This is a genomic window from Pontibacter cellulosilyticus (assembly GCF_014306105.1).
GTDB classification, from domain to species: domain Bacteria; phylum Bacteroidota; class Bacteroidia; order Cytophagales; family Hymenobacteraceae; genus Pontibacter; species Pontibacter cellulosilyticus.
In genome coordinates, this window is record NZ_JACRVF010000005.1 from 439,370 (window position 1) to 452,417 (window position 13,048).

13 protein-coding genes are annotated in these 13,048 nt (G+C 44.4%); 5 read left to right on the forward strand and 8 right to left on the reverse strand.

Going from position 1 to position 13,048, the window contains the following annotated elements; translation table 11 throughout:
- Positions 1-173 precede the first annotated feature (173 nt).
- From H8S84_RS17395 to mce, 3 genes are all read right to left on the reverse strand, one after another.
- Positions 174-1,616 carry a CCA tRNA nucleotidyltransferase gene (locus H8S84_RS17395; RefSeq protein ID WP_187068637.1) on the reverse strand — a complete coding sequence of 481 codons (1,443 nt, stop codon included), beginning with the start codon at positions 1,614-1,616 and terminating at the stop codon, positions 174-176.
- Between the two features lie 96 nt (positions 1,617-1,712).
- Positions 1,713-2,285, reverse strand: coding sequence for an L-threonylcarbamoyladenylate synthase (locus H8S84_RS17400; protein ID WP_187068638.1), 573 nt, complete (start codon positions 2,283-2,285; stop codon positions 1,713-1,715).
- A gap of 86 nt (positions 2,286-2,371) precedes the next feature.
- Positions 2,372-2,773: a methylmalonyl-CoA epimerase gene (gene mce, locus H8S84_RS17405; protein ID WP_187068639.1), complete on the reverse strand. Its 402-nt coding sequence runs from the start codon at positions 2,771-2,773 to the stop codon at positions 2,372-2,374.
- A gap of 118 nt (positions 2,774-2,891) precedes the next feature.
- Here mce and H8S84_RS17410 point away from each other — a divergent pair, with 118 nt between their 5' ends.
- The 4 genes from H8S84_RS17410 (at position 2,892) to H8S84_RS17425 (ending at position 5,393) form a co-directional block, all read left to right on the forward strand.
- Entirely contained in the window at positions 2,892-4,106 is a 1,215-nt protein-coding gene (locus H8S84_RS17410) for an IscS subfamily cysteine desulfurase (protein ID WP_187068640.1), read from the forward strand.
- A 114-nt stretch (positions 4,107-4,220) separates the two neighbouring features.
- On the forward strand, positions 4,221-4,634 hold the full coding sequence (iscU, locus tag H8S84_RS17415) for a Fe-S cluster assembly scaffold IscU (protein WP_187068641.1): 414 nt from the start codon (positions 4,221-4,223) through the stop codon (positions 4,632-4,634).
- Between the two features lie 12 nt (positions 4,635-4,646).
- On the forward strand, positions 4,647-5,054 hold the full coding sequence (locus H8S84_RS17420) for a hypothetical protein (protein WP_187068642.1): 408 nt from the start codon (positions 4,647-4,649) through the stop codon (positions 5,052-5,054).
- A gap of 12 nt (positions 5,055-5,066) precedes the next feature.
- A complete protein-coding gene (locus H8S84_RS17425) occupies positions 5,067-5,393 on the forward strand; it encodes a HesB/IscA family protein (protein WP_187068643.1) in 327 nt (108 codons plus the stop codon).
- 80 nt (positions 5,394-5,473) lie between these two features.
- Here the strand turns inward: H8S84_RS17425 and H8S84_RS17430 are convergent, their stop codons facing one another.
- The 5 genes from H8S84_RS17430 to rocF all read right to left on the reverse strand — a co-directional run bounded on the left by H8S84_RS17430 (position 5,474) and on the right by rocF (position 11,363).
- Entirely contained in the window at positions 5,474-6,772 is a 1,299-nt protein-coding gene (locus tag H8S84_RS17430; protein WP_187068644.1) for a T9SS type A sorting domain-containing protein, read from the reverse strand.
- A 193-nt stretch (positions 6,773-6,965) separates the two neighbouring features.
- On the reverse strand, positions 6,966-7,901 hold the full coding sequence (locus H8S84_RS17435; protein WP_230407235.1) for a 1,4-dihydroxy-2-naphthoate polyprenyltransferase: 936 nt from the start codon (positions 7,899-7,901) through the stop codon (positions 6,966-6,968).
- Between the two features lie 47 nt (positions 7,902-7,948).
- Positions 7,949-8,545 carry a glutathione peroxidase gene (locus H8S84_RS17440; RefSeq protein WP_187068645.1) on the reverse strand — a complete coding sequence of 199 codons (597 nt, stop codon included), beginning with the start codon at positions 8,543-8,545 and terminating at the stop codon, positions 7,949-7,951.
- Between the two features lie 56 nt (positions 8,546-8,601).
- Positions 8,602-10,392 carry an arginine--tRNA ligase gene (gene argS, locus H8S84_RS17445; RefSeq protein WP_187068646.1) on the reverse strand — a complete coding sequence of 597 codons (1,791 nt, stop codon included), beginning with the start codon at positions 10,390-10,392 and terminating at the stop codon, positions 8,602-8,604.
- Positions 10,392-11,363: an arginase gene (gene rocF, locus H8S84_RS17450; RefSeq protein ID WP_187068647.1), complete on the reverse strand. Its 972-nt coding sequence runs from the start codon at positions 11,361-11,363 to the stop codon at positions 10,392-10,394. Before rocF ends, argS begins: the two co-directional genes overlap by 1 nt.
- 177 nt (positions 11,364-11,540) lie before the next feature.
- On the opposite strand from rocF, the gene H8S84_RS17455 reads away from it, so the two are divergent.
- Positions 11,541-12,935, forward strand: coding sequence for a type III PLP-dependent enzyme domain-containing protein (locus H8S84_RS17455; protein WP_187068648.1), 1,395 nt, complete (start codon positions 11,541-11,543; stop codon positions 12,933-12,935).
- Positions 12,936-13,048 lie beyond the last annotated feature (113 nt).

Sequence of the window (13,048 nt, forward strand, 5' to 3'; positions counted from 1 at the left end):
TGTCTGCCGTTTTAAAGATAGTGTTTGTTTAGTTGTTTAGTATTTAGTTCTAAACTGATGGAGCCATATTCTCTGTATTATATATGGAAAGCTTTGGCTCCATCAGTTTTTCCTAACTATTTATAAAGTATAAGTTATTTGTAAAATTATAGCGTGAGGATGCACCGACTCCGCTACACTCCTTCTTCATCTATAGTAATCAGCTTTGCCACCTGAAGCCCTTTTCTCTCCCCCTCTTTCAGCAGAAAGGCATAAGCATCTTTAAACTCGTTCCGCACCTTCCCTTCAAGTATAGCCTCGGTGAGTAATTCTTTTAACTCCCCTACTGTTTTGGACGGCATCAGGTTAAAGGTCTCCATGATGATTTCGCCGGTAATCACAGGCTGGAAGTTGCGAAGCTTATCACTCTCCTCCACCTCTACCAGTCGCTTTTCTACCTTATCAAAGTTTTGCAGGTAACGCTTTACCTTGGTGTCATTTTTAGAGGTGATATCGGCACGGCAAAGCTTCATCAGCGCATCAATATCGTCACCGGCTTCAAATAAAAGCCTTCTGATAGCCGAATCTGTAACAGTTTCTTTTACCAGCGCAATTGGGCGCAAGTGCAGCCTTACCAGCTTCTGCACAAACTTCATGTGCTCGTTCAGGGGCAGCTTCAGGTCGCGGAACAGCTTAGGCACCATGCGCGCACCTCTATCTTCGTGGCCATGGAAAGTCCAGCCGGCCTTGGGGTGGTAACGTTTGGTATCAGGTTTAGCGATGTCGTGCATAATTGCAGACCAGCGCAGCCAGAGGTCATCTGATACTTCGGCTACATTGTCCAGTACTTGTAAGGTATGGTAGAAATTGTCTTTGTGAGAGTTGCCGTTAATGGTCTCCACGCCCTGTAACTCTACCATTTTCGGGAAGATGAGGTGCAGCAAACCAGAGGCAAACAGCAGCTTAAACCCGTAGCTTGGCTTTGGCGAAAGTATGATCTTGTTCAGCTCATCAATAATCCGTTCACCCGATACAATCTTGATGCGATCTTTATAGTCCATGATGGCATCAAACGTATCTGGATCTATATCAAAGCCTAGTTGGGAGGCAAAGCGTATGGCGCGCATCATGCGCAGCGGATCATCAGAAAAGGTTATACCAGGCGCTAAAGGTGTTCGGATGATCTGGCGCTTCATGTCCTTAATGCCGCCAAACTCATCAATCAGCTCACCATAATTCTCTTTGTTTAAGCTAATACCTAGCGCATTAATGGTAAAGTCGCGGCGTTTCAGGTCATCATCCAGTGTGCCAATTTCTACCTCCGGCTTGCGGGAGTGCTCTCGGTATGATTCCTTTCTTGCCCCTACAAACTCAACCTCCCAGTCGCGGTCGCGGAGCATGGCAGTACCAAAATTCTTAAAAATTGATACTTTAGGCCTGTGCGGAAGCTTTAGCGCTACAGCAGTTGCCAAGGCTATGCCATCGCCAACGCATACTACATCTATATCCTTAGATGGTCTTTTAAGCACTAGGTCGCGTACGAAACCTCCAATTACATAGGCTTCTACACCTAATTCTGCAGCAGCCTCTGCCACTACTTCAAATATGGAATGTTCCGGTAATATTATTTTCTCCATCAGTAAAAGCAAACACCTCAGGCTACAGTTTAGCGGCCTGAGGTGCAAAAATAAGGTATTATATCGAAAGCGTTACTTAAAACAAAGTATAGGCTACTAATCCCGGATTACAGTCTGCTTACCACTTGGCTCAACTTTAACAATACGAGATGGCTTAGTATTCACTTCTTCGTCCTGCTGCCAGCGCACCACATGGTCTACCCGCTCCTTAATCTTATCAGAGATATCTTTAAAAGATTCAGCTGTGTTCTCACCACTAATATTGGCAGAGGTAGAAACCAAAGGTCTGCCAATCTGCCGCACTAACCGGTGGCTAAATTCATCTTTCGTAATGCGAACCGCTATACTTCCATCCTCGGCAATAACTTCTTGAGGTAGATTAGTGGCGCCTAACAGCACATATGTAGTGGGTCTCTCCTGCTCCTCAATCAGCTTCTCCAGATCTTCCGGCACCTTTTCAACATAATGTTTTAACATGTCTAAGTCTGCCATCAACAGGATCATTGTTTTAGATTCTTCGCGCTCTTTTATCTTGAATATCTTTCTAACCGCCTCAGCATTCTCGGCATCGCAGCCAATACCCCACACGGTATCGGTAGGGTAAAGTATAACGTTTCCCAAGATTACCTCTTCCTCAGCGGCTTGTATCTCTTTTACTAATTGGCTCATAGTTTTATTTGTTAATTGTCGATTGAAAATTGTTAATCATCGATCGTTAAATGCAGAAAAAACAATCTGCATTAAAAATCAACAGTTTAACGTATTTCCTGTGTCAATTCTACTAACACGCCGTTGGCGCTTTTAGGATGTACGAAACAAACCAGTTTGTTGTCAGCTCCTTTTTTGGGCTGCTCGTTTAGCAACGTAAATCCCTCTTTCTTAAGACGCTCCATTTCAGCATAAATGTCTTCTACTTCAAAGGCAATGTGGTGTATACCTTCCCCACGCTTCTCAATAAACTTACTAATAGCGCTATCAGGTGTTGTGCCCTCCAGCAACTCTATTTTTGTACCGCCTACTTTAAAGAAGGAAGTGTTCACATTTTCTGATTCTACAAACTCAGTTTTATAAGGCTCTACCCCTAATAGTTTAAAGTATAAACCGTTTGCCTCGCTAAAATTTTTGACTGCGATCCCTATATGTTCTACGTTTTTCATTTTCAGTTTGTAATTAGTCTAAGTAAGGTTTTTTTGTTAATTTTGCATCCGATTCAAAACTAATAATTTCTTTAAACTGTTTAGATAACAGGACAAAAAGTAGAGAAAATCGAATTATATGCTAACATTACCAATATACCTGGATAACAACGCCACTACGCCATTAGACCCACGCGTGTTGGATGCCATGCTGCCTTACATGACTAAAATGTTTGGTAACGCTGCATCTCGTAACCACGCTTTTGGCTGGCAGGCCGAAGAGGCCGTTGATTATGCCCGCGAGCAAATCGCAGCTTTAATCAATTGTTCTCCAAAAGAAATCATCTTTACGTCTGGAGCGACAGAATCGGACAACCTTGCTATAAAAGGGGTGTTCGAAATGTATGCATCCAAAGGTAATCATGTTATTACGCTTACTACAGAGCACAAAGCAGTACTGGATACTTGCAAGCACATTGAAAAGTTAGGCGGCAAAGTAACTTATCTTCCTGTTGATGCAGAAGGCCTTGTAGACCTGAAGCAGTTGGAAGAAGCCATTACAGACAAGACAATCCTTATCTCTGTGATGTATGCTAACAACGAAATTGGTGTAATTCAACCAATGCGTGAAATCTCTGCCATTGCTAAAAAGCACGGTATTCTGTTCTTTACAGATGGTACGCAGGCAGTAGGCAAAATTCCTGTAGATGTAGAAGCTGATGGTATTGACCTGATGGCTTTCTCTGGTCACAAAATGTATGGCCCTAAGGGTGTAGGTGCGCTTTATGTGCGCCGTAAAAACCCACGTGTTAAAGTTACTGCCCAGATGGATGGTGGTGGCCATGAGCGCGGCATGCGTTCTGGTACACTAAACGTACCTGGCATTGTTGGCCTAGGCAAAGCTGCCGAGATCGCAAAGCAGGACATGGAATCTGACACCAAGCGTATATCGGCTATGCGCGACCGCTTAGAGAAGGAGCTTCTTACGATTGAGGAGTCTTATGTGAACGGTTCTGTAGAGCACCGCCTGCCACACGTTTCTAACATTTCCTTTAAGTATGTAGAAGGTGAAGGCTTGATGATGGGTGTAAAAGACCTGGCAGTATCTTCAGGATCTGCCTGTACTTCTGCCTCTCTAGAGCCGTCTTATGTATTAAAGGCTCTAGGCTTGAGCGATGACTTGGCACACTCTTCATTACGTTTTGGCTTGAGCCGATTCACGACGGATGAGGAGATCGACTTTGCCATCGATCACGTAAAAGAAGCAGTGAGCAAGCTACGCGAAATGTCTCCGCTTTGGGAGATGTTTAAAGAAGGTATAGATCTGGACACTATTGAGTGGGCAGAACACTAAGACTAGAATTAGAAATTAGGAATTAGAGATGATGCTCTTGTAATCGCTCTAATTCTTAAATTCTAAAGTATAATTTCTAATTCATAATTTTTAATTTCTAATTAAACAAAAGCTATGGCTTATTCAGATAAAGTAATTGATCATTATAGCAACCCACGTAACGTAGGTACGCTTGACAAATCAAAAAATAACGTTGGTACTGGTCTTGTAGGTGCCCCTGAGTGCGGTGACGTAATGCGCCTGCAGATTGAGGTAGACGAGAACCAGGTAATTACCGATGCTAAGTTTAAAACATTTGGCTGTGGTTCTGCTATCGCCTCTTCTTCTCTGGCAACAGAGTGGTTAAAAGGCAAAACGGTAGACGAGGCTCTTTCTATCGACAACATGGATATCGTAGAAGAGTTGGCATTGCCGCCGGTTAAAATTCACTGCTCTGTACTTGCCGAAGATGCTATTAAAACTGCCATCAACGACTACAGAGTAAAGAACGGTTTGCCAGCATTAGAGTTGCCTAAGTCTCACCACTAAGAACAAGACTCAATGGAGTCAAGCACGGATGTGCACGTAGAAAGTGCACGTATTCAAAAGCAGATTGAGAACCACTTAGGTATAAGCGGCAACAGTCTGCTTTTTGAATTCAGACAGATAGACAACAAGCTGCGCCTCGACTTGATTACGGTAAACCCGCGCCACCAGCAGTCTTTCCTGTTTCACTCAGAAACAGGTTATGACAAAGTGGATGTGCTGCGTAAAATGCTTAGCTATGTGCAGAGCTACCGTGAAAAAGAAAGTTCGTACACCGTGCAGTGGATGGCCCGCGATGATAAAGAGTTACAGACATCTTACTTCAGGGCACGTAATATGTATGAGGCCCTTGATAAATTATACTATGGCCGCGATATGAATACGATCACTGTTTTTAGTGTCGTACTTAACCCGGTCTCTTAAAAGGAAAAGATTATGATCACAGTATCAGACAAAGCGAAAGAGAAAGTATATAAGCTGAAGCAGGACGCTCAGCTAGATGACTCATTCCGTTTGCGCGCATCTGTTACAGGTGGCGGCTGCTCAGGCCTTTCTTATAAGCTGGACTTTGACGATGAGGTAAAACCCATGGATCAGGAGTTTGAGGATAAAGGCGTGAAAGTAGTAGTGGACATGAAGAGCTTTTTATACTTGGCAGGCACCGAGCTTGATTTTTCGGACGGCTTAAACGGTAAAGGCTTCTTCTTTAACAACCCCAACGCTTCCCGTACCTGCGGATGCGGCGACAGCTTCTCGGTGTAGATCGAAAATAGCAGTTATATACAAACAGAAGGGGCAGCTACTGAGTAGCTGCCCCTTCTGTTTGTAACATCTCTGAACACTTACACTTTCTTAAAGCGCTTAGCTGCCCTATTTCCTTTAACGTCCTGAAGCACCAGCACATAAGTACCACTGCTTAAACTACTAACATTGATTTTGTGCTCTTTTGCCGCTGCTAGTGTCACCTGTAGTATTTGTTTACCCATCACATCCAACACGACAGCTTGGCTATACTTTTGGGAACCAGGAAGCAGTATGTTCAGCGTTTCGTCTGTTACGGTAGGATAAACCAGCACCTCACGTTTTCCTGACCCTAAGGTTATACTTACAATAGAAGAATAAGTATAACCACTATTTGTATCAACTTGCTTTAAACGATAGTAGGAAGTACCGGTTAAAGGGTGCTCATCCCAAAGCACATAGCTATTTTCTTGATTAGAGTTTCCTGCACCGTTTACCACGCCTATCCCTTCAAAAAAAAGTCCGTCAGAGCTGCGCTCCACAACAAAATGATCATTATTTTCTTCAGAGGCAGTTTGCCAATTGAGCTCAACCATACTACTCTTGGCTTTTGCAGTAAAGCTTTTGAGTTCTACCGGCATAATAGCAGGTCCTGAATCCGCATCTGTTCTCCAGGTAAGGCTGAAATCATCTATAGCAAGGCCATGATCTGCCTCTGGTTCATCGGCATCTTTCCAGCGAAGCATTATATAGTGCCCTGCTGGTATATTGACAGCCAACGTATAGAATAGCATTCTACGGTTAGCTGCATCATTGCCATTTAGCGGTGAGCCAGCAGAATGATAAACCGATGAGAAAAAAGTAAGCTCATTTACCTGCGTCCAGCCTGCGTCGCCAGTTGGCCATAGGTTAAAGCTACTTTTATCGCTACTGATGGCATACCAAAAAGTAACTTTATGAATCCCGGTCGTACTATTGGCACTGCGCCACTGCTCTCCGACATAATTTACATCTAAGGCTCTAATGTCACTGCCTGTATTGTTCTGTAGCAGTAAGCCATAAGCAAACTCACCATAAGTCGCGGAACCGATAGATCCCAGTGCTCTGTCTGAGGCTCCTGAAGCACCATAGCTATAAAGACCGCCGGTGTTGCTTGTACCAGTATTAACTGTCAAGGATGTATAAGCAGGTTTAGTACGATGCAGCTGCCACCCAGTAAAATATTCGGTGCCGCTAGCCCAAGTGCCATTTGTCTGATTAGGAAGCAAATCAAAATTTTGACTATAGTAAGTATTATACTTTCCCATACTTACCTGAGCATTTGCATGAGACCAGGTGAGCAACCCAACCAGTACTAAAGAAACATAAACTTTTGAGAGCTGCGTAAAATTATACTTCATACTTTAGAGTTAGCGGTTTTAGAAAAATGTGTCTATACTTAAAAAGTTGGAGATCAGAATCAAATTCCCAACTTTCAACTTCCTTCTAAAGTTCAATATTTGCATTTGCTTTTAAAGAAATAATACAATGTTACAACAATAAAAAAGCCGAATCTTGTTAGATTCGGCTTCGATTAATTATTACGTTTTAACTTTAAAATACCTGCCCAAGTCCAAACAGCAGCACAAACAAGAGTGTTGTCATTGCCATCTGCTTTAAATAAGGATCAAGCTCTTTAGATGTCTGTTTGCGCCACACATTTATTCCATTTAAAGCAACAAGTGGTAAGGCAAGTATAAACAGCAGCTGCCAATAGCTATAAAAATTAAGTGCCACATAGAGCACTGCACTAAGCACGCCACCAGATAATAGTAGCAAATGATATACCCGTGCCTTTTGCGGCCCTAGGCGTACAGGGATAGACTGTTTACCTGCCAAAGTATCAGATTTAATGTCTCGGATGTTGTTGACGTTAAGTACAGCTGTAGAAAAGAAGCCACAGATCAGGGCGGGAAGTATAACCAACGTTTGCAACTCCTGTGCCTGGAGGTAATAGGTACCTAGCACACCTACCAAACCGAAAAACACAAATACAAAAATATCGCCTAGACCAGCATAACCATAAGGTTTATCACCAGCCGTATAGTTGATAGCTGCCCAGATAGAAGCAAGGCCTAAAGCCAGGAAAAGTATAAACAAAAGCACTCCCTCTGTTCCGAAGGCTACCCACAGCAGCAAAAGCCCCGATACCAACGACAGCAAACTAAAAACCACCATACCGGTTTTCATATGCTCCGCTTTTATGTGCCCCGCTTGTACGGCACGCATAGGTCCTTCGCGGTATTCGCTGTCGGCGCCGTGCTTGGTGTCGCCGTAGTCGTTGGCCAAGTTGGAGAGTATTTGCAGGAAAAGCGTGGTAAGCACACATAGGGCTACAATGGTGCTATTAAAGGAGCCATAGGCAGCCGCCATAAACCCTCCCATACCAATACAGGAAAGAGCCAGCGGAAGTGTACGTGGCCTAAAAGCCGAAATCCAGGTCTTTAACAAGCCTGGATTCTGGGATATGTTCTGTGATGTGTTGTTCAAAGTATAAATGAGTATGCTGTGTAAAATTTACAGCGGCAAGTATAAAACTACTTTTGGATAGCAGCAAGAATCTCCTCTCCCATTGGTTTTGCCTTAGATGGGAAAAAAGCCACTACTTCACCGTTTTCATTTACCAGGTACTTGCAGAAGTTCCAGTTTGGCTCTTCATTGTTCGGCGCATTCTGGGCCAGCCAAGTATAAAGCGGGTGCTTGTCTTCGCCTTTAACAGAGATCTTCTCAAACATCTGGAACGTTACGCCATAGTTTTTCTGGCAGAAGCTCGCAATATCTTCATTGCTGCCCGGCTCCTGACCGCCAAAGTTGTTTGCCGGGAAACCAAGTATAACTACCTTATCGCCGTGCTGCTCGTTTAGTTTCTGCAGATCTTCGTACTGCGGCGTGTAACCACACTCCGATGCCGTGTTTACCAGCAATACCTTTTTGCCTTTGTACTGCGAAAAATCGATTTCTTTGCCAGTCAGCGACTCCATTTTAAAGTTATAGAAATCGCTTTTAATTGCTGTGTTTGATGCTGTTTCTGTTGCCATAGTTTCTTCCGTTGATTTAGTTGCTTGATTTGGCTCTTTGCAGGCAGTAAATGCGACTGCAACAGCCATAGTTAAGAAAGCAATGCTCTTGTTCATTTAGGTTTGGTTATACTTATGCAGAAACAGTATGATGATCTTTTTGTTTAATGAAATTACATTCGCTCCGGTACCTCGATGCCGAGCAAGGCCATACTTTGGCGAATCAGGCGTGCTACCATGGCCGACATGGCTATTCGGAAGCTACGCGCCTGCTCATCCGTCTCGTTAAAGATGGAGATCTCCTGGTAAAAGCGGTTATAGGATTTAGCCAGCTCGTAAGCATAGTTTGCTATAACAGACGGTGCATACAGGTTACCAGCCTCTTTTACAACAGCAGGATAATTTACCAGTTGGGAGATAACTTCCTGTTCGACTTCGTGCAGCTTCTCTACATTACCGAAAGAGTTAACATCCACCTCAATACCCATTTCGCTTGCCTTACGAAGTATGGCTGAGATACGGGCATGTGTGTACTGCACAAACGGGCCAGTGTTACCACGGAAATCAATCGACTCCTGCGGATTAAACAACATGCGCTTTTTAGGGTCTACTTTTAGCAGGAAATATTTCAAGGCGCCCAGAGCCAACGTATGATACAGCTCCTGCGCCTGCTCCGGCGTAAAGCCTTCAATCTTGCCCAGTTCCTCTGTCTGCTGACGTGCGGTATCGATCATCTCCTGCACCAACTCGTCTGCATCCACTACGGTACCTTCACGGGATTTCATCTTGCCAGAAGGCAGGTCTACCATACCGTAAGACAGGTGGAAAATACCATCAGCGTATGGCTTCCCTAATTTCTTCAGTGTTGCCTTCAGTACCTGGAAGTGGTAGTTCTGTTCATCAGCCACTACGTACAACGACTGGTCGTATGGAAAATCGGTATACTTTAGTTCTGCTGTGCCCAGGTCCTGGGTAATGTATACCGAAGTGCCGTCGGCTCTTAACAGTAGTTTCTCATCAAGGCCATCATCCGTCAGATCTACCCAAACAGAACCGTTATCTTTCTTAAAAAATACTTCTTTTTGAAGCCCCTCCTCTACGCGCTCTTTTCCTAAAGTATAAGTTTCAGATTCATAGTAAAACTTGTCGAAATCAACACCGATGGTGCGGTAGCTCTGATCAAAGCCAGCGTAAACCCAGCTATTCATCATTTTCCAAAGGTTAACCACGTGCGCATCGCCTTGCTCCCACTTCAGGAGCATATCCTGCGCCTCCAGCATCCAAGGGGCTTTTTTCTTCGCCTCCTCTTTGTCCATGCCCTGCGCTACCAACTCGTCTATCTGCTCTTTGTAGCCCTTATCAAACAACACGTAGTATTTACCTACCAAGTGGTCGCCTTTGATGCCGCTGCTCTCCGGTGTTTCGCCGTTACCCATTTTCTCGTAAGCCAGCATTGACTTACAGATATGGATACCGCGGTCATTCACCAGGTTCACCTTCATCACGTTGTGGCCATTTGCCTTCATAATCTCGGCCACAGAGTAGCCTAAGAAGTTATTGCGCAGGTGGCCTAGGTGCAATGGCTTGTTCGTATTTGGCGAAGAGTACTCTACCATTACATTGCGTCCACTTTCCTCCGCCTGTCCGAAGTTCGGGTTCTGCATCAGGTTGCGGAACAGCGCCAGCCACTCTGTGTCCTCTACCTCCAGGTTCAGGAAACCTTTCACCACGTTAAAATCCCTGATCTCTTTGGCGTTTTCCTTCAGGTACTCACCCAAGGCCTGCCCAATCTGCTCTGGGCCTTTGCCCACCTGCTTGGTGTAAGGAAAAGTAACGAACGTAAATGAGCCAGCGAACTCCTTGCGGGTAGGCTGCAGGGCTATTTGAGAGGCATCAACAGAAATATCGAACAAAGCTTGAAGCGCCTGGCTTATACTTTGGCTAATAGCGTATTGTAATTGCATTAATGTATGGCTGTACTTTTAGATTCTCGGTGCAAGATAGCCTCTGTGGCTGTCTCAAGTATATCGAAGGCATTCTCGGCCATCGTGTTTTCGGTGTCAAGCGTCGGGTTTATCTCCGTCATTTCGTAGCACACCACGCGTGGGTCCTGCAGCAGGTGATAATTTAGTTCCTTGGCCTCTTGTACCGTCAGTCCCACCTCTACCGGTGTTCCGGTACCCTTCGAAAACTTAGAGTCCAGGCTGTCCACGTCAAACGATACATAAATTATGTCGCAGTCTTTCAAGCGCTCCAAAGCTTCGTCGGCAACGCGTTCGGCTCCCTTCTGAGTAAACTCGGCATAAGTATAGTTCTTGATGCCCTGCTGCTGCATCAGGTAATCTTCTGGCTCTTCGGTATCGCGCACTACGATGTACACCAGGTGCCGAGGCTCCAGTTTTGGTCCGTTAAAACCTAACTTTTTAAGTGAATTCCAGAAGAAGATGGTTTCCGGCTCCGGGTCGTTTATCTGGCGGTCCAAGTTATCGATGTTAAGAGCCATGGCAAGCGGCATGCCGTGCACATTACCCGACGGCGAAGTATAAGGTGAGTGGATGTCGGCGTGCGCGTCTATCCAGATCACGCCCAGCGTTGCCTCCGGGTAAGCAGCCTTTATGCCAGCAATAGTACCGTGTGCATTGGAGTGATCGCCAGAAAGCACCAATGGGAACATACCCATGTCTATGGTTTGCTCTACGGCATTGGCGATGTTTTTCTGTACCGTCAGGATGCTGTCGATGCGGTGCGCGTTCGGAAAAACGTCCTTATCGAACAAAGTATAATTCAGATCCGGAACAGAAACAGAGTTAAAGCGCTTAAAGTAGTCTGAGCCTTTGTCCCAGCAGGCCACTCGCAGGGCATCAACGCCCATACTTGCGCCGCGTGTTCCGGCTCCTAACTCAGACTTTACTTCTATCAGTTTTATTTTTTTCATGTGTTAGTTCTTAGATTTTATCTGCCCCACCTCCAAAGCTCATTCGTTTATCTATCGCCCTTAAAAGGGTGTGATGTAAATAAATTTATGAACGTTTCACATAATCTGAACAAAGTTTTTGCAAAGATGGTAAAATACAATCAATATTGCATGTTTTCTTAACCCACACATCACAGAATGGATAAATACACCGACCTGATTCATCAAACGTTCGACTTCCCGACAGAAGAATTCCAGGTAGAGAATAACGAGCTTTTGTTCAACGGCATTCCGCTGATGGACATCATCAAGCAATACGGCACGCCTTTAAAATTAACATACCTGCCCAAGATAAGTTCTCAGATTCAGCGTGCCAAGCGCCTGTTTAATGAGGCCATCGAAAAGCTGGATTACAAAGGCACTTATACTTATTGCTACTGCACCAAAGCATCGCATTTCTCTTTTGTGATGGAAGAGGCGCTGAAGAACGATATACATATTGAAACCTCTTCTGGTTACGATATGCAGATAGTGCGCGCGCTGTACAAAAAAGGTAAGATTGACAAGAACACTTACATTATCTGCAATGGCTTTAAACGTGAGCGTTACCGCCAGTGGATAACTGAATTGATTAACGACGGCTTTAAGAACTGCATGCCTATACTTGACCACCTGGGTGAGATAGATTATTACAAAGAGCATGTCAAAAACAAAACCAAAGTAGGTATACGTTTGGCCTCCGACGAGGAGCCGAAGTTCGAGTTTTATACTTCGCGCCTGGGTGTGCGCTACAACGATGTGATAGACCTGTATGAGCAGCAGATAAAGCCAGACGATAGGTTTGAGCTGAAGATGCTTCACTACTTTATTAACACAGGTATCAAGGACACTTCATACTATTGGTCGGAGCTTAGCCGTTTTGTACATAAGTATGCCGAGGTAAAGAAAGTATGTCCGGAGCTGGACACGATAGATATCGGTGGTGGCTTCCCGATCAAAACTTCTATTCAGGCTGATTACGATTACCAGTACATGACGCAGGAGATTTTGCGTACCATTAAGCGCATCTGTGCGGAGGAAGGTGTGCCGGAGCCAAATATTTTTACTGAATTCGGAATTTTTACCGTAGGCGAAAGTGCTGCCAACATTTACTCTGTACTCGACGAGAAACTACAGAACGACAAGGAGTTATGGTACATGATTGATGGCTCGTTTATCACAAACCTGCCGGATGCATGGGCACTTAACCAGCGCTGGCCACTGCTTGCCATAAACCATTGGGACAAGGAATACCGTAAAATACAATTAGGTGGTATGACCTGCGATAGCCAGGACTACTATAATTCTGAGATGCACTCGTTCCAGGTTTTCCTGCCGAAAACCCCAAAAGAGCAGCCTTTGTACATTGGTTTCTTCCATACAGGAGCTTATCAAGAACAATTAAGCGGTTATGGCGGTATAAAGCATTGTTTAATACCATCGCCGCAACATATACTCGTAGACCGTGATGAAGACGGTAACTTGAAAACCTGGCAGTTTGCGCCGGAGCAGAGTTACGAAAGCATGTTAAACATACTAGGCTACGAAGTATAACACCATGAAAACAAACTTTTTAGTAAACGCTTTTTGCTTTTAATTGAAAAGTTATATTTTTGATCTCAAATCCCAAAACGATAGTAATATGAAAAGAGTGTTAGCAGTAGGTT